Here is an 18,047-nt window from a genome sequence, read left to right as displayed (position 1 = left end):
ATACTATATTTTCTTGCCCAATAAAATATTGAAGAAAAGCGAACTCTTTAGACTGAATCGTTGTTACGAAAACATTTAATAACAAATAAAGTAGATGATCGACTTTATTTTTACCCTGATTTGGACTCAAAATAGAGACTTTATCTCGCTGGAAACGGAGCCAGAATGAAAACAAAATTGATATTTGTAAGCGCAGTATTAGCGATAGGGTTAGTGGGGTGTAATAGCGACAGTAGTGGTCCACATGGCGGGGGGCAATGTGGTGGTGTTGGTAACTCAAGGTTTGATATAACTGGCTTTACCCTCGGCGAATTTAGCGCTGATAAGGTGGATGAATGGGTTGACACTGAGTATGATGGCGTTGAACCTATTTCGTATCAAACACTCGTATTTCAACTTAAAGCTGATACGCAGTCTGTAGCGCAATTAAGCGCACCGAGCTTTAAGTTCTCTTTAATTAGCACCGCTTATGCCTGTTCACCTGTTCCTCCGTATACCGATGAAAAAATTACGGATATAAACATAACCTCTAGCGCTGCGTTTAGTGACGAGTTACCTGCAGGTTCAAGCTTAAATGAGGTGTTTGACATTGTCTATATTGGTTCTGATTACTCAAATCAGGTTGATTATCGTGGGCTGGATAATGGCGAAAAAGACTACTTTTCAATATCCGAGTTTTTAAATATTGAAGAGAAAAGAGCCAGCAAATTTATCCAGTTTGCACTGAATAGTGAGCCCACCTATAAGCAGAACCATGTATTTTATATTGAAATTTCACTGGATACCGGCGAACAGTTTTCGCTAGAATCTCAAGAACTCAGTTTTATCGAATAATACTAAAAGTATCACACCACAGCGTTAAGCTGTGGTGCTGTGTTCACTGCTTTGAATACTTGATTGAGGCGGCTCCAGCTGCGCTTCAATGGCGTGGATCAGCAACATCGCTTTATGCCACTGTTGTGAAAGTTGCCACATTTCCGACAGTGTATTGATATTGCTTACCATCTTATCTATCGCTAGTGACGCGTGAGTACCTGCTAGAATTAAGTCATCTTTCACATCGTCATGTAAACGTTGCAATGCCTCTTGCGCCGACGATAGTTCTGCAGGTGTTATGCTTTGCTCATGTAAACTGGTTTTCATAAAGTGGCTAAGCTGGGCTTGGTATTCATTCAATTGTGCATGCAAGTCATGGTGTTCTGCGAGTTGCTTATATGGAGCGTGTTCCCTTAACTGCTCTACACAATGGCTACATGTAGACAAATACTGCTCAATACGCATGAGTTTAGCGAGTAATGAGGTGGTCTGGGGTGATAATGCTGATTGCTCTACCGACACAATAAAAAGGCTAATCTGCTGACACAGTGATTGGATTGCATGGAGTGCCTGTTCAATCGCGAGTTTATCGGTCGGGAGTAGGCATTTATCAAACTGGGCTAACACCTTATCTGCAACGAGTTTGGACTCAAGCAATAAAGCATTGATTGCAAGTTCAGGCGTTTGAGCGATGGTATTATCCAAAAAGCGTGGTCTTGAAGCCGTTTCCTCGGCACTGCAAAAGCGTTTCATTAAAAAGCCAGCGAGCCTGTCATTAAGTGGAAAGATGAGTAGCACACCCAAAATATTAAACAAAGTATGAAAAAGTGCCAATGACAAGGCGGGATCAGCAGTGACGCCGAAAAGCGCGGTAAAATAGTTGATGAGATAAAACAGCACAGGTAATACCGCGAAAGCGACGACCGCGGTGAACACATTAAATATCACCTGAGCCGCCGCGACGCGTTTGGCATTAGCTGTTGCGCCAATGGATGCCAAAATAGATGTTGATGTGGTACCGACGTTTGCGCCGATAACCATCGCGCCTGCGGCATATAATCCAATCATACCACTAGCAGCGGCGGTAATGGTCAAGGCGATGGAAGCACTGGAAGATTGAGTGAGGGTTGTCATCACCATGCCCACCAGCAAAAAGGTCAACATGCCGCTTATTCCCTCTGCGGTAAACTGGCTTAAATCAAAAGCAGCGACAATATGCTCAAACGCGCCTTTGAGAATATCAATGCCGATAAAAAATAGCCCAAAACCAACCAAGGCCATGCCTGCTGACGCTAGTCGTGAGCGAGGTAGTAGCAACTTCATCAAGGCGCCAATACCAATCAAGGGGAGTGCGATAGCTTGGATATTAAATTTAAATCCAACCGCGGCCACTAACCAGCCAGTGATGGTGGTGCCAACATTGGCGCCATAGACGATACCAAGCGCCTGATGCATGCTGATAAGACCCGCATTCACAAAGCCCAAAGAGGCCACAGTAACCGCGCTGGATGATTGCACTAAGGCTGTCATGCAAAAGCCAGAAGCAATACCGCGCTGAGGGGTTTTGGTCCACACTCCAAGTACTCGACGCAGCGACGAACCGGCTGCTAATTTTAGGCCGTCTGTCATCATGCTTATCGCAACTAAAAATATCCCCAAACCGCCGAGTAGCGTTCCTGCAAGTTGAAGTGTTTCCATATCCCTTCCACGTATTACATTTTTACTCTGTTTGCTTGTTGCACAATATCACTTTTGTTGTGCGTTGCTTTGTTTAACGTCAACTTTTACATAAGTTGTAATTAGCAGCTCTGAACAAAATTAAGTCGCTAGGATTTTGAGCTCAGATCTTTCAGAAATTGCATGGGCGTTACGCCGTTCCACGACTTAAACGCACGAATAAAGCTACGCTCATCTGAAAACTGCAGCGTGTGCGCCACCTCATACAAACTACTACCTTGAGTGAGTCGCAGTTTGGCTTGCTTGTTCTGTACGTTGTTTTTTAGTTGCCTAAAATTGGTTTGATACTCAGCGAGCCTTCGTCTTAATGTTGCTGGACTGATATTGAGCTTGTCGGCTATTTGTTCTTGGCATAATATTCCCGCGTTAAGTTCACTATAGACTCTATCAAGCAAGTTAGCATGGTCGTTAATCGACTGCTGGTGATGGAGCGTGTTTGCTAGTGAATGGTAAATGGTGCTGAGCGTAAGATGCTCTAGCTTCGCTAAATCTAATGATTGATTCGTTTCTTGGTATTGATAGGTGAGTAAGTAGCGATTACTTAAGGGTTTAATGGGAATGTGGGTGATAACCGAATTTAGCAGCGAGCTTGAGTCACTTTTGGTCTGTACTTGTGTGAGTTGAACTTGGGTGGTTTCGGCGCACACGTATTTTACCAAGCCGTGGATCAATACCAGCATGCTATCTAACATACAGCGAGAAAATTGTGCGTCAGCGGCCGTGGCGTAGTCAAAGGCTGCATCATCAATTATGTAACTCACTTGAGTGTGAGATACCTCACAAAAATTGTAAGTTCCCGCATGGATAAAGTTATAGCCACGGGCAAGCTCTTGTAATAGCTGAGTAATGGTACGGCAATGGCGCAGACTATTGAATACAAATTCGTTGGTGCCAGGCAGAAGCTTTTTACGGTTAAGGTTTAGGCTTTCGTCATTGAGCTCGACAGCACAGTGTTCCATCACGCGCATAAACTCAATGGCATCTAGGGCGTCAATGGCTTTATTGATAGCCAAATACTGCGCGACCGCAGCAAATTCCAGTTTTGCTGCGGTGAGTGTGTGCTGCATCAATTGCACGTAGCAAGGTGCAATGGCGGTGTTTGACATAAATACGTAAGCTCATCCTGTCACTCTCAACAATTCAGTTAATCAACATCAACTCAAGATAGCAATAGTTTTGCGTTGCAACTTTAGTGCAGTATTTTGTCACCACCCGCAGAGGGGGCTGCTAGGGAGCACTTAACCAATTTTTGATTTGGTTGATTGCACTGGGTTCCCAGCCAAGCTCTAGGTGGTTGGTGGTCACAACCGCGGAGCCCGCCAAGTTACTTATTCCCGTGCTGTCGATGCAGCTACTGATAAATACAACGCCATCGGAAGGGCCGGTATGCTCATTGTGAATAAATGCCATATCGGCCTGATCGCCACAAAGATTATAAACTTGAACGCTGCTGTCGGTGCCAGTGCTACGAACTTGGTCTACTAGTGAGTTGACCGTAAACGCTGCGATACCTCGGCCTTTGCTCACAAACCCTAAGCCACCGTAGTAAGTGGTATACCAATCTTGCTCTGTGGTGGGTAGTGCATATTTATCATCTAGTGCTTTTAGCATCTGCGCAGAGCCGGGAAAGTAAGACGAGTCGTAAACCCACTCAGAACTTGAATACCATAGGCCAAAACATAATATCTGATCATGCGCAGTAGGCCCATTTATGCTGCCGCCACATTGCGAATAAGCACCATAGGTATGATTAACACCGTGACGAAATGACCAATCAATGCCGTTGTTGGGGGCACCGAGCATCACCAGTTTGCGTACGTCACTGTTGAATTTAGTGCTCCAAGCATTGGTCAAAGAAGAAATATACATACGGGCATTAAACGCGCTTTTTGACCAAGTGACTAAATCGACTTGCGTTGCACCCGTCTTATTTTTAACCAGAGCGATGGCATTGGCTATCTGCTCCGCCCAGATAAAGCCATCGTCATTTTTATGCGCCAGATTTAAGGCAAAAACTTTATAATTATCATTGGCAAGCGCTTGCATTAAGCCTTGCGAAGGGCAGTTTTGTCGACCACAGCCGTAACTACCGGCCTCGTTTGGATTTGCCCAAGCCAAATCGGCATCTTGATTGGCACCGTGGATCAGCAACACCGGTGTTTGGCGGCTGTTACTATCCCAACCCGGCGCATGATAAAGCAGAAACTGCGCAGAGCTTGGTTGGCTAGATGCAAAGAAAGTAGCGCGCTGACCTGATTGATCGCCACGGCCGTCGGCAGGAAAGCTTTCATTGCCAATATGCCCTGAGTTATCTCGCCACCTTTCAACTTTTTGCCAGCCATTATTAATACCTGAGGTATAGGTGGCTTCAAGTGTCGCTGAAGCGTGCGCTAAACCACTTGCTGCAAGTGAGATAAAAACGAGCAAACCATAAGTATGAGTGCGCAACGCCGTGTTTGTGTTTTTCATATTCTTATCCTAGGTCAAGTCATGTTTTAACTGATTGGCGATATTACTGCGCGCGAGCTTGCAGACGTCGAGCACGGCAAAGGAGAAAAACGCATGTATGGTATTTTCAAAGCAGGTTAAAGTATTAAGCACACCCGCTTGCTTTAGTTTTTTAGCGAGCAGTATTCCCTCATCGTAAAGTGGGTCGCAGCCGGCAAGTAACACACTGGTGGTAGGAAGGTGCGTCATGTCTTCAATAAATAATGGCGAGACATTGACGTCCGCCGCACTTTGTTCGGGTGCTAAATACCAGTCGCAGGTGTCTTTTATTGCGTCTCTGGTTAGCAACAAGTTTCCATCGCCATACTGCATGCGTGACGGATAGGTTTCATGGGGAGAAAAAGAGTCAACTACCGGGTAAACTAGGTATAAGTTACTTAGGGTGCTTGGCTGTTGTTGATGTATGTTATGCGCTGCAACAAGCGCTAAGTTGCCACCCGCACTGTCACCCATCAGTGAAATTTTGTTAGGGTCTAGCTCCAACCGCTGGTGGTTTTCTTGCAGCCAATCCACTACAGCGATTACTTGTTGCAGGGCGCATGGGAATTTATGCTCAGGCGCAAGGCTGTATTCGACGCTGAAAAAAACGACTCCGGATTGCTGGCATAAGTCTTTTACCAGTCCGTCATAGCAGTCGACATCTCCTAAAGACCAACCACCGCCGTGGACAAACACCACCGCAGGACTGGGGCTTGCCAAAGACTGCGCTGGGCGGTAACAGCGAACGCCCACGTGAATACCATTGTGTTCAATGTGTAGGTCTTGGCTACTTACTTGTGCGTCAACCTCTCCCGCGAGCCCCAAAAACATCGCTCTTGCGCCTTGTCGTGAGGTCTCTATGGAGATTTCGATGTCATGAATGTCGCCAGCTTGAGCCGCGAGATCGTCTAACAATGCTTGTGTTTGTTTGTCTAATTTCATAATTAAAACTTATATTTAAGGTTGAGACCGTACGTTCTAGGCGCGCCGTAATAACCAAGTTGAACCCCAGGTGCTGCGCTAAGATCGAAACCATGTTGGCGATAGCGTTTATCGCCTAAGTTTTTGCCGTATAAACTTGCTTCCCAACTGTCGTCCGCGGAACGGTAGTGTAGTGACATATCAAAGAGGGTGTAGCCAGACTGTGCAAGTACCTCTGAGCTGCTCACGGTAAGATAGGTTTTACTGCGATAGGCGGCACTAGCACGTAGTGAAAATTCACCTTGTGTAAAGGTGCTAAAGAAGTATTCAAAGCCTGCGCGGCCATTCCATTTGGGTGAATTAACCAGCTCCCTTTCATCGCTGACTTCTTTACCAAAGTCGCCGATGAGCTCATCATAACCGCCCCCTAAATAGCCCAGGTTGAGGTTCAGTGTGAGGTTATCGGAAGCCACGGCTTCGAGCTCCATTTCTGCGCCATAAATAGTGGCTTTACCTGCATTTTCAAACAGTGATAAAAACGCGCCGGTGTCGGGGTCGATAGAAAAGCGGCTGAGCTGAAAGTTTTTGTAGTCATTGAAAAAAGCTGCGGTATTTAAGCGAATATTCTGCTTATTCAATAAAGACTTAGAGCCAATTTCATAGCTCCACAAGGTTTCTGGCTCAAAAGGTTGTGCAAATGAGGTGATCCGGCCGTTAAAACCGCCACTTTTAAACCCTTTTCCAGCGCTCAGGTAAACCATGCTGTCATCAGAGATGCTGTAATCGAATACCACTTTTGGGGTAAACTCTTTCCACTCCTTGGATGCGCTGTAGCCTGTAGGGCTATAGCCAATGCCTGTGCCGAATACCGCCTCCATTTCCTCTGCTGTTGTTACACCGGTGCCAAAAAACTCCTCGCCTTTGGATGTGACTTCTTTTTTCTCAATGGTGTAGCGTGCGCCAAGCGTGACGTCGAGCTTTTCAGTCAAAGACCAAGAGAGGTTAGCGTAGAGGGCTGAGCTGGTATTTTCTTGGTCGCGTTCTCCTGCGTTAATCACAGGCCAAGGCAGGTAAACGTCTGGTGACACCATAACGAAAAAGTCCGGAGCAACGGAGCCGCCAAAACTCAGATCATCCTCATTAAAGTAATAGAGCCCAGATACCAAAGAGAATTTGTCGTCTTTGTATAACCATTGAAACTCTTGGCTTATCTGCTGTTGATCTTCGAAATTAAAAATACCAAATGATGCATCAGGGGTGGCATCTAAGTCTAAGTGTGTGCGGTATTCCATTTCGCGTCGAGCAGTGATGGATTTAAATACCGAGTGTCCCGTGAGATATTCAAGCGTTAAGCTCGCTCCCGAGGTATCGAGCTCTTCTAAATCATTGTAGTTAACGTCGACGACAAAAGGGTCTTCCTCGGGTGCATAGTAGCCTTCTTTTATCACAGAATAGATAGGCGTTTCTCGATGTGGGGTGCGTGAGCTTGAGGGAGATGCGTTCGAACCATCGACGACTAAATAGGCCGAAAAATTCTCACTTGGTTGATAAAGTAAGCTGCCGCGCCACGCTAGGGTATCTTTGTCATGGTCGTCACTATTGTTATAGCGATTCTCACTAAAGCCATCTCGGCTACTTTTGGCAATCGCAAATCGCCCAGAGAGCGTGTCTTCAATCAATGCGCCGTTGACGCTAGCTTTTATCGTCCGAGCATTATAATTTCCAAGCGCCACGCTGACATATCCTTCGTTATCTTGCGAAGGTTTGGCACTACTGAAACGCACCGCGCCACCTATGGTATTGCGACCGTAAAGGGTGCCTTGTGGACCACGTAATACCTCGATTTGCTCAGGGTCGACAACATCTAAAAAGGCACCTTGAACGCGCCCAAGATATACGTCGTCGAGATACACACCAACGCCGGGGTCATTAAAGGAGATAGAGTCAATTTGGCCAACTCCGCGAATATAAATGACGGCGTTGGAAGCATCACCTGAGTGCAGGTTAAGGTTCGGAACGTGAGATGCCAAGTCTCCGAGATCTTGTACGTTCATCTTCTCAAGCTCTGAGGCGGAGAGGGCGGTCACTGCAAGCGCGACATCTTGTAGATTTTCGGTTTGCCGCGTTGCGGTAACACTGATCCGCTCAATTTTTTTGCTTTGCTCAGCGCTTAGCGTGGACTCCGCTTCGGCATAACTATGGCCTGATAATACTGCCGCTATCAGAAGTGACAAGGTATGCAGTGGCATACCTTTGGTTGAGCTGACTCTATGTGATTGAGTTGCTGCAATCATGCTGAGTAACCTTTCGTCGTTATTATTATGTTCTTCAGTATAGGAATGAAGAAAATTTAATAGCTAGGACAAAAACAGTCAACTTGATGAGCAAATTAGCTCAGGGTAGAGTAAATAACCTGTTGCCCAAATACGCTGTCTGAGCCAAGTTGGCACACTTGACACTACTGTTCTTTCAGATTTAAAAGATGCAATTGATATCTATGACAATTAATTAGGTCTAAATGGCTATCCGTTTTTTATAACCAAATTAAAGAGGTGATGATGAACATTAGACCAGAAAACACACAAGATTATGAAGCCATTCGCTCACTTACGTACTTAGCTTTTGAAAATCATCCACATCATGAACTAGGAGCAAAGCCGACGGAGCACCTGATAGTTGAAAAGTTAAGAAATACAGAGCGTTTAGCGCTATCTTTGGTTGCTGAAGATGGAGAAAGCGTTGTTGGCCATATTGCCTTTTCTCCAATAACAATCAATGGAAAAGCCAGTAAGTTGTTAGCACTAGCACCGCTATCCGTTGCCCCAAAAGTGCAGGGAAAAGGTATAGGAAGTCTGCTAATTAACCGAGAGGTAGAGATACTAAAACAGCGAGAGGTAGACGGCGTTGTGCTGATTGGCGAGCCTGAGTATTACTCACGCTTTGGGTTTAATCACTCCCCAAGGGTTACATTTTCAGGGATACCTGCAGAATATTTTATGATTAACAGCTGGTGTGAAAGTATCCCTAGTGGAGAAGTTGGTTTCGATCCTGCATTTGGATGAAGCCATGTACAATCTTGGAAAAGTGTTGACCTAAATCTAGAAGGCACTATCTAGGTTTACTCAAATAAAGCAGTATTGTTTTGGGTACTAACAATTGGTTAGTTTCAATTGTTGATAAAAAAGGTATTAAAATTTTAAGGTGTAGCACTTTTTAAAATGATAACTTTTTGTAAGTAATGGTTTTAATTTTTATTTCTGCCGTAGATTACACTTAGTAACTGGTTCGCAGGTTGGAATTGTTCAGTTTGATAATTAACCAATAATTAATTTGGCAGGTAGAAATAAAGTTGATAACCTATCGTCCGTTTAAAAATAATCTCACTTAAACACAAGGATACTAGTGTTATGAATGCTCAAAGATTGGAGCGCATATTAAGTGCGTTTTTACCTTCTTTTATTGCCAAGCAATTAGCTAAATCACCAAAGCTTCTGTTGTTTGTTGTTCTGTTCATCACCTTGCTCGTCATTTTTATTATTAAAGTCGCTTCTTTTGCTATTTACTCTTTGGTCGTGGGAGCCGTGTTATTCGGCTGTTGGATGGCGTGGAGTGGCACTAAGCGCATTATGTCGAAGCGTAAGAAACGAGTGTCTTAAAAGCTAAGTCGAGATACTCTGGGCTTAACAAGCATCACTTAATCTACCTGAAATATATTTATCTGGTTTATTAACGTGTTAGATATTATATACATTGAAAATCTCAATCTATTTAAGGAAAAATAACCATGAGTCTATTAAATAAATTTAAAACTCAAGCGCAATCTATTGGTAGTAGTATTGGTGAATCTACCAGTAAACTAGGTGGTGATATTGTGTCTTCAACGAAAGACAATGCAAAGCTTGCAGGTTTGAAATCGGATATCGCCTCAATTGATGGTCAACTTAATATTGCGTACCAAGACATTGGTCGTAAGTACATTGAAAATTTAATCAAAAATGATGGTGCAAACCTTGAAGCGGTATTACAAGACACTATCGAGCGTATCGACCCGTTAATTAAGCGTAAAGACGAGCTGGAAGCCGAAGTTATCGCTATTGAGAAGCAACTGAAAGATCAGATTGTTATCCAGGAAAAAGCGGTTTTTCAAAAAGAGTTTGATGGTGAAAAAGAGAAGCTAGAAAAAGCGCTAAAACTTGATGTAATCTCACAAGATGAGTTTGATACTAAGCTGGCTAAAGCACGTTTGAAACTAGACAATTTCGATGAAATTCGTAAAACCAAAAAGCAACACGAAATGGGCCTAATCAATAAAGAAGAATTAAAAGAAAAGCTAACGGCATTAGGTGCTTAATATAGAAATCTAACGCTTAATTGCCTCTGATTAGCCAGCGCTAATAATTTAACCGTTATCTGTGCTGGCTACATTGTGTCTTTGCGAACGGCCGCAATACTTCACATCTACCGTACATCACTTCTAATCAGTGAATTACTCAATTCGAAGACTTTTTATTGCAAGACTTGCCTCGCCACCTTCTGCGTCCGTCAAGTCAGGTACCAAGTAAAGTGCGGAAACATGCTTGAGTATAACCCCTTTGTCTTTTGACCAAGCAGGTGTCCAATTGGGTCTGGCAAAATCGCTCAGAGATACGTTGATTGTTTGCCAAGTGCTTGAAGCTGGTAATTTAGTTTGATAGTGCGCATAGCTTCTATCACCTGAGCCGCCATACTCACGTTGTGATAACTTAACGATTAAAGCGTTATCACTTTTATACGTCAGTGCGATATTGAATTGATAGGGGAGCTGTTTAGTGGGTAAGTCGTAAATGAGTTCTACCCAAGAATTGTTTTGTTTGTCGACTCGCGGCACGCGTTTAAACTGAATAGCAACTTGCTCTTCATCAACAAGCGGGCCATTCAGAATTGCTTGGCTGCCATGCGGATCGGTCGCAAAACGCCACTGTTTTGGCTTTAAGTTCGACTGAGTATAGCTACAGCCAGAAAATGCTATGGCGAGTAAAAGCAATAAAAAACGCATAGAAAAATTCTTAGAACAACGTCTCTAAATATAATTTTTTAGTTTATTTACAAGGAGGTAATATGACAACGGGGCTCATGTGTATTTTTGGTCAATGTTAGAAAATTTCAAGTCATAGTACTTTTTATGCGGCTTGCTAAAGTCATTACTACTATCATGAGAGATTGATTTATTGGTGTGGTTGATCTCATACTGTTTCTAATACAGGTTAGCCAGGTGCCTAGCAAACAAATAAGGAGTCGTATGGATACGGAGTTTATCTCTTTTATTTTTTATCTTTTTGTATTTATTGGCGCTGTTTTTGCTCTACAAGATAGACAGAGGCTTAAGCAACTAGTCAAAAAGGTACATCAATTACAAAGCACGATAGAGCAGCAGAGTCGCAGGATCTCGGCTCTTGAAAGCCGAGACTATTCTGAGCAACGGCCGCTAGAGCAAACACGTACAGAACACAAACATTCTGAGTGTGGGGAAATAAACGTTGAAACAGCTAATAGCACATCATTAATTGCACGGACTGCATTGGGCGAATCCACGGAAACAGCCAATCATCCACAATCTCAGCAGTCTGAAAGCGAAAGCACGGTCACTATCGCAAGAGCCAAGCCGAGTAAGAGTAAACCTGCCTTTGAATTTGACTTTACTTTAGATCCCTTATTAAAAGGAAATGGACTCTTCTGGTTAGGTGCCGTGGTGCTAGCTCTTGGCGGTGTTTTTTTGGCAAAGTATTCCATCGAAGCCGGACTTCTTCCCCCAAGTGTACGAGTGATACTTGGGGCTCTTTTTGGAGCTGGTTTGGTTACTGCCGCTGAAGCCGTAAATCGCTACAAAGAAAAGCTAAAAATTAATACTCCATACATTTCTGCAGCGCTTGCCAGTGGTGGCGTGATCACTTGCTTTGCCATGACGCTAGTTGCTTTTGATTTCTATCATTTTATACCGGCTAATTTGGCTTTTGTTTTACTCGCCATTATCTCCTTGGCTGCGACTTCGTTGGCACTGAGATTTGGCCCAGTGCTCGCAGGTATTGGCATCGTTGGTGCGTATGTCGTGCCTGCTTTGGTATCGACAGGTTCTAATAATATCGGTGCGTTACTGCTATATATCAGCTTTGTTTCACTCTCTGCGATATGGGTTGCGGATTATGTGAAACAAAAGTGGTTGTGGTGGCAAAGTTTTGTTGGGCATTTCTTATGGTTTTGCACCGCCGTTGCGGTTGGTGGGAGCGGCGACTTTTGGGTGCTGCTGATTTTTGCACTTATCTCTATGTACTTATATGTGCTGGTAGACGTACTAGGTTGGCGACTGACGAATTCAATGATAAGTCCGTTGCCTGTCAAAGATCTATTAATGCCGAGAAAAGAACAATTGGGAATTTTACTCCCACTGTTACTTATCGCATGTGCGCTAATAATAAAAACCCAAATCGATACGCTTATTTGGGCTAATGTGTTATTTGCTAGCGTTGTTTTGTGTGCGGCTTATAGACATAGTGCACTGGATAGTTGGCCATTTTATTTACTATTGTTTGTACTTCTCTCATTCTACTTAATGCCTAAGGTGGGCACTTACGACGACGTACTTTTTCCATTCACCGGTAAGTATTTGTTTATCCAAGTGGCAGTGGTCATCACGATGTTATTTAGCATGATGATGATTAAGCGATATCCATCAAGGCTCGCTTATTTGATGTTGTTGAACGTGGCACCACTGGCGCTTTACGGTGTAAGCTACGCTATTTCTCCGAGAGCCGCAGAAGCAATTTTATATCCTGTATGGGCGATTGAGATGTTGGCCATCGGGCTATTCGCTTCGTATCGTGCGATGAAAACGGATACAAATATTCAGCAGGTCACTTACCTTATTTTGGCGAACGCCATGCTGAGTTTGTGTTTTACGATGTTACTCTCGGCAAGCTCGTTGACTTTAGCGATTGCGACACAAGTAGCGTCTATGAGTTATTTGAGCTGGAAGTACAAGGTGCGTTTACCTGATTGGCTGTATAAGGCTGCACTTATTGCCGTTGTTACCCGTCTTACTTTTGCGCCTTGGCTTGCAGATTACAAGCACGAAACAATTTTAACCATACATTGGACACTTGTGGTCTATCCGCTGGTGCTGGGTATCATTTGGTTTGCTACCAAATACAACCCTTCAAAGGCCCTAAACACTTGGTTTATGGGCGTCGCAATGCATATTGTTGCGCTTCTGGTCACAACTGAAACAAGTTATCTCTTGATTGGAGACTACCCTGATTTTACTAATCTCGGTTTCCAAGAATCCGTGTTGCTTGCTTTGAATTGGCTGGTGCTTGGCGCCGTATATCTGTGGCGAGGGCAGCTCAGCGAGAAGGGCAACAGACTTTATCCGCTTGCCGCGAGCTTGCTATTACTTGGAAGCGCGTTGCTCCACGCCGATATTTCGTTTGCCAATAATCCGTTTTTTGACAGGCAATACATTGGAGACGGTGTGTTTAATTGGCTACTTTTGCAGTGGTTGGCACCAGCGTGTATATTCGCTGTTATGCTCCAGTTTAAGTTAATACCACCACAATTTAAGCGTTTGGTATACGGACTGATAGCCGTGCTAGGGGTCTTGTTTGTCAACGGTGAAATTCGGGCGTTATTTCATGAGGGGTTCCTTGTGCTGTCGATACCAATGGAGCAATCCGAGTTATATACTTATTCGATTGTTTGGCTATTGATTTCAACCGTATTGATTTTTGTTGCCAAGCAGATAGAGCATAAAGTGCTGATTAACGCCGGTTTTGCAGGGCTAGCTATCGTTATTTTAAAAGCCTTTGTGGTCGATATGGCAAACCTCGAGGGCTTGCTGCGCGCCTTGTCTTTTATCGGTTTAGGCTTATGTCTGGTGGGTATTGGTTGGCTGTTTCAAAAAATGCAGGATCGGCCCAGAGAGGCAAAACCAATGGCGGACTGAATATTGCATTTTGACAACCATTAGCCACCCTCAACAGTGATGCGTGCGCCGCGCATTGCTGTTGACTCTACGTTTAACCTACCTATTTATTGCTCGCTCATACCGGTCTTATTTTGGATTTTAGTATGAGTCACACCGATAAAGCAGCATTTGATGTTGGGTTCAATCATTTCGACATAACTGGTATTCTACGCGGCATACTGAGAAAGTGAGATTGAAGAGATGATCAACGATAAAGATATCATTGAAACCTTGGACGAGCTGGAAGCTTTTTTGTTGCTAGTTGATAACGGTGGCTTAGGATTACAAAACGTGGCCGGTGTGGCACTAGCAACGAACAACAGTGATGGCAGACCATTTATTGCGATTTTGGATGATAAACACCAATTGTTGTTGGGTCGTTGGGTATCTCAAGAGGTGTATGAAAACGGCAAAGACATGGTTCGTTACGGACCAAAGAAAGCGCATTAATATCTCTTGAGTAGCCGCATCACAGGACTTAGGATTGGAGTGCGGAATAAACCTGCTTCCAATCCGTTTTATCGGCGGTTATACGAAAATGCGCCTGTGCTTAAGCGTCGTTTTCAATATAGACGGAGTCGCTTGCCATAAGCTCTATGGCGACGATTTCAGAGCGGTTCATGGTAAGTTTATACCTCTCTAACTGTATTCCCTGAGAAGATTTAAACCGCATTACCAAGTTGATTTGATAGCGGCGTTCAACTGACTTTTTCGAGACCTTTTTCCCTTCAAGACTATAAAGCTTTCCTGCGCCTTTTTTTAGATAGCGTACAAACGAACTCATGTTAAAGGTGATACGTTGCTGTACTTCTTCGTAACCGGGTAAAAACTCATCGATATGTACTTGGTTTTTACAGCAAAAATGCAGTAGATGCGCAGCTTGTTTATTTTGCTGTCGGCGCTTTTTCAGCAGCTTATCAACGTCTTCTGGTAGATCTTTTTTACGAATATGTTCCAGCCATATCGTTTGTGTACAAACGATGGCGTCCGTCACTGAGTTTTTAAACTTGTTGCGCCACTTTGGTCGGCCGCGTTGAATATGACGCCATGCCCACTGGGTTAAGTCTTCTTTGAAAGTTTCTCTAAGACCATAAATGACCCCAAGTAAAGCGATAAGAGCGACGGTAACTTCTTGAAAGTTAGAACGGGCGTTGAGCACAATAAACATCACAAAGGCCATGATAATGCCAGTAACCACACCGCGAACTAAACGCTTTAGATTGGTACTTAAGTCTATAGTTTGTTTGTTAAAAACAACGCCGTATTCAATGAGCCTTTCGAGCAATTTCATTTTATTGGTAATGCGGTTTGGGTCGTCCAACGTCACTTGTGAATTATAGCTCTGCTCTTCACGGTATTGGCTTTCTTGTTGGCAGAAGCTAACAATACAGCTTCGTTCATCACTGAAGTCGCTTGACTTAGGCCCGCTGGAGAGAAGTTTCAAAAACGCTTGCTCAGTATGCCAGCTAAGGTAATTATCTGCGTTTTGGTAGTAAGGTTTGAGCTTATTATCTGGTGGCGTGTAACGTCTTAGCTTTTTCAATAGGCGCTCGGTTTCTTCCACTAATAATTGCGCAGCTGGATAAAACTCATCGGCTTCTTTTAGCTTCAGCGTCTGTTTTACATCGGCATCTAGCGCAATGCGGATCTGGTAGCAAAATAGGTTTAGATTAACGCGGTAATCGGTTTTTTGACCTTTGCTTTGGCTGATAAAGCGACTACGTACCAAGGGGAGGTGGAGCTGCTCCGAGTAATATGCACTGTGGCTTTTTATATTGGCATTAAAGTAGTCTACTTCGTTCAACGTGTTGGTATTAATCCCCATATCGGTTGGGATTGAAAAATACAGATCGAGTTGGTTTGTCTCTTTGGGAAGGAGTTGATAGTTGATTTTAAAAGATAAGCTCTCGTCTTGACTTAGTTTGGCTCTGCTCACTCGGGTATGGTGCCTCCTTAAAATAACACTTTGTAATTATAACACAATAACCTGAACAAAACCGGAATAAGCTTTATAACTACTTGTTGTATCTGTTTTTATTAATTGTTTCTTGTTGTCATCTATATCACTTTTTAGACAGTAAAACGCATAATTAACTATCGCTGAGAAAAGCCAGAAAACAAGAAGCTTGATAACGCAACAAATCAATTTGAGACTTGGTGCGCTAGCATGAGGTTATAGGTGCACTGAATCGCCTTCATTTAAAATATACAGTGGCGTTTGGGTTTTTAGCACTTGTTGCATGTGGAGTAAGCGGAAAAGCGCTGAATGTGAAGTTTTATCTCCCATTTTCCAACTAGCATTACCATAGCCCCAAGGCACCATGACCTTACAGCCGAGCTCTTTTGCGGCAGTTAGTGCATCTTCTGGTGTGGTGTGTACTTTACGATACCAATTAGGATCTTCTTCGCTGTAGTATGAGGCAATAGGAAGTAGGCACACATCAATATCACCGTACTTTTCTTGAATGTCTTTAAAATGCGGTGAGTATCCTGTGTCCCCTGCAAAAAATAGAGTCTTACCTTGGTGTTCTAATATCCAGCCACCCCACAGTGCGGCGCCATGATCTTCGTATAAAAACGGCACCCAAATACGGCTGCTAAAGTGATTTGCAGGCACAAAGTGTGCGGTTACTTCACCAAGCTGTTTGCTTGAGTACCACTCCATTTCAGAAACCTTGTATCCATTTTTAGGAAAGTGTTCTGCAAATCCAAGTGGGGTGAGGTAACTTGGTCCAGTACCAATCGCTTCGATATCGCTCTTGTTAAAATGATCGTAATGAATGTGGGAGTACATTACAGCATTGGTTTGCTGTAACTCTGTTTGACTGAGCTGTGCAGGTTGATTGCGATAAAACCCCTCTGAGAGGCGAAATGCCCAGTTTACAGGCCAGTCAAATTGAGCCGTGACGGGGTCAAATAAAAACTGTTGTCCATCTTTGGTATTCACTTTAAAACTCGCATGCCCAAGCCATTGGATAGCAAAGCCGGTATTGAGCGAGAGAGTGGGGGGGTTGCCAACGTAGGTGCAATCTTGCATTTCGGACTGACATTGAATTTGTTGGGTGGCTGGATAACAGTTTTCGTCGCAAGTCACGGGGTAATCTTTAAACTTATTGTAGATGTTGGAATATCTATCTTCATACCCTTCTACAGAGCTATGTTTTACCACGGAAGACTCAGATTGTATTCGCTCTACAACATTACTATTACTGCAACCTGTTAATGGGATTAAGACTGCTAAAGCAAGCCTTTTCATGTCTATTCCTTTTTATAATTATTAGCTACTTTTTGAGTTTACCAATAAAAGGAAATAGGGGATAGCGGTGAGCTACTTAGCGGGAGTTGGATTAGCGCGTAATCCAACTTACATTACAGGCTGAGGACTAGGAATTACGTTCCTGCGCCTCAAATTTATATCCTGCTCCGTAAATGGAGTGGATAAAGTCGTATTTAGGTGCGATGCTTTGTAGTTTCTTACGAATATTTTTGATATGGCTATCTATGGTCCTGTCGCTAACAATGTGGCTATCGTCATAAATGTGATCCATCAATAAGTCGCGACTATAAATTCGACATGGATGACCGTACATAGCCTTTAACAGCATAAACTCGACGTAAGTGAGCGTCGCTTTAGCGTCGAGGAAAGAGACAAACAAGCTCTCTTCATCCAGTTTAAGTTTGCTCTCTGTTTCTGACACTGTGCCGCGTTCGTTTAGTGCCACGCGCCTTAAAATGGCTTTTACTCTGGCGACGACTTCTTTTGGACTATAGGGTTTGCACACGTAATCGTCAGCACCAACTTCTAGACCAAGTAGGCGATCAATTTCTTCTATTTTGGCGGTGATCATGACAATAGGCACGTTTGAGTAAGCTCTGATCCGTTTGCAAATTTCGATACCGTCAAGATTAGGTAGCATGAGATCAAGCAAGATAAGGGCGGGTTGCTGTTGTTTAAAAGCTTCTTCAGCCAATGCGCCATCGTGAACACAATGGCTGGTATACTCGGCTTGAGCCAAATACTTACTTAAAATATCGGCAAGTTTTGGTTCATCTTCGACGATTAAAATATGTTTGTTTGGCACAGTGGAAA

General features: G+C 43.6%; 15 protein-coding genes. 6 read left to right on the top strand and 9 right to left on the bottom strand.

Translation table 11 applies throughout. From position 1 onward, the window contains the following. Positions 1-165 precede the first annotated feature (165 nt). The gene (locus DRB05_RS04890; protein WP_162847781.1) at positions 166-834 is read left to right on the top strand and encodes a hypothetical protein; all 669 of its coding nucleotides are present in this window, start codon (positions 166-168) and stop codon (positions 832-834) included. 24 nt (positions 835-858) lie between these two features. Here DRB05_RS04890 and DRB05_RS04885 read toward each other — a convergent pair whose 3' ends face one another. The 5 genes from DRB05_RS04885 to DRB05_RS04865 form a co-directional block, all read right to left on the bottom strand. Next, positions 859-2,514 (bottom strand): Na/Pi symporter, encoded by a 1,656-nt coding sequence (locus DRB05_RS04885; protein ID WP_128725931.1) that lies wholly within the window; start codon positions 2,512-2,514, stop codon positions 859-861. 128 nt (positions 2,515-2,642) lie between these two features. Beyond that, the gene (locus DRB05_RS04880) at positions 2,643-3,659 is read right to left on the bottom strand and encodes a helix-turn-helix transcriptional regulator (protein ID WP_128725930.1); all 1,017 of its coding nucleotides are present in this window, start codon (positions 3,657-3,659) and stop codon (positions 2,643-2,645) included. Between the two features lie 121 nt (positions 3,660-3,780). Next, positions 3,781-5,022, bottom strand: a complete 1,242-nt coding sequence (locus tag DRB05_RS04875; protein ID WP_128725929.1) for a lipase — start codon at positions 5,020-5,022, stop codon at positions 3,781-3,783. Between the two features lie 9 nt (positions 5,023-5,031). Then, the gene (locus DRB05_RS04870; RefSeq protein WP_128725928.1) at positions 5,032-5,982 is read right to left on the bottom strand and encodes an alpha/beta hydrolase; all 951 of its coding nucleotides are present in this window, start codon (positions 5,980-5,982) and stop codon (positions 5,032-5,034) included. A 2-nt stretch (positions 5,983-5,984) separates the two neighbouring features. Next, on the bottom strand, positions 5,985-8,255 hold the full coding sequence (locus DRB05_RS04865; protein ID WP_128725927.1) for a TonB-dependent receptor: 2,271 nt from the start codon (positions 8,253-8,255) through the stop codon (positions 5,985-5,987). Between the two features lie 264 nt (positions 8,256-8,519). On the opposite strand from DRB05_RS04865, the gene DRB05_RS04860 reads away from it, so the two are divergent. The 3 genes from DRB05_RS04860 (at position 8,520) to DRB05_RS04850 (ending at position 10,312) form a co-directional block, all read left to right on the top strand. Next, positions 8,520-9,023, top strand: a complete 504-nt coding sequence (locus tag DRB05_RS04860) for an N-acetyltransferase (protein WP_128725978.1) — start codon at positions 8,520-8,522, stop codon at positions 9,021-9,023. Positions 9,024-9,368: 345 nt separating this feature from the next. Next, complete coding sequence (locus DRB05_RS04855) at positions 9,369-9,617, top strand: hypothetical protein (RefSeq protein WP_010370628.1); 249 nt, start codon at positions 9,369-9,371, stop codon at positions 9,615-9,617. 128 nt (positions 9,618-9,745) lie between these two features. Next, a complete protein-coding gene (locus DRB05_RS04850) occupies positions 9,746-10,312 on the top strand; it encodes a hypothetical protein (RefSeq protein WP_128725926.1) in 567 nt (188 codons plus the stop codon). A 135-nt stretch (positions 10,313-10,447) separates the two neighbouring features. Here the strand turns inward: DRB05_RS04850 and DRB05_RS04845 are convergent, their stop codons facing one another. Then, a complete protein-coding gene (locus DRB05_RS04845) occupies positions 10,448-10,996 on the bottom strand; it encodes a carbohydrate binding domain-containing protein (protein WP_128725925.1) in 549 nt (182 codons plus the stop codon). 243 nt (positions 10,997-11,239) lie between these two features. Between DRB05_RS04845 and DRB05_RS04840 the strand changes: the two genes are divergently transcribed. Together DRB05_RS04840 and DRB05_RS04835 are read left to right on the top strand one after the other, a co-directional pair. Then, positions 11,240-13,936: a DUF2339 domain-containing protein gene (locus tag DRB05_RS04840; RefSeq protein ID WP_128725924.1), complete on the top strand. Its 2,697-nt coding sequence runs from the start codon at positions 11,240-11,242 to the stop codon at positions 13,934-13,936. Positions 13,937-14,158: 222 nt separating this feature from the next. Then, entirely contained in the window at positions 14,159-14,407 is a 249-nt protein-coding gene (locus tag DRB05_RS04835) for a hypothetical protein (protein ID WP_128725923.1), read from the top strand. A gap of 100 nt (positions 14,408-14,507) precedes the next feature. Here the strand turns inward: DRB05_RS04835 and DRB05_RS04830 are convergent, their stop codons facing one another. From DRB05_RS04830 to DRB05_RS04820, 3 genes are all read right to left on the bottom strand, one after another. Next, complete coding sequence (locus DRB05_RS04830; RefSeq protein ID WP_128725922.1) at positions 14,508-15,893, bottom strand: hypothetical protein; 1,386 nt, start codon at positions 15,891-15,893, stop codon at positions 14,508-14,510. A 237-nt stretch (positions 15,894-16,130) separates the two neighbouring features. Then, the gene (locus DRB05_RS04825; RefSeq protein WP_128725921.1) at positions 16,131-17,213 is read right to left on the bottom strand and encodes an MBL fold metallo-hydrolase; all 1,083 of its coding nucleotides are present in this window, start codon (positions 17,211-17,213) and stop codon (positions 16,131-16,133) included. A gap of 127 nt (positions 17,214-17,340) precedes the next feature. Beyond that, entirely contained in the window at positions 17,341-18,039 is a 699-nt protein-coding gene (locus tag DRB05_RS04820) for a response regulator (RefSeq protein ID WP_128725920.1), read from the bottom strand. Positions 18,040-18,047: the final 8 nt, after the last annotated feature.

Origin of the sequence: Pseudoalteromonas sp. A757 (assembly GCF_004103285.1) — a bacterium.
GTDB classification, from domain to species: Bacteria; Pseudomonadota; Gammaproteobacteria; order Enterobacterales; family Alteromonadaceae; genus Pseudoalteromonas; species Pseudoalteromonas galatheae.
The sequence above is the reverse complement of the archived record's forward strand: the minus strand, read 5'-3'. Positions and strand labels throughout refer to the sequence as shown.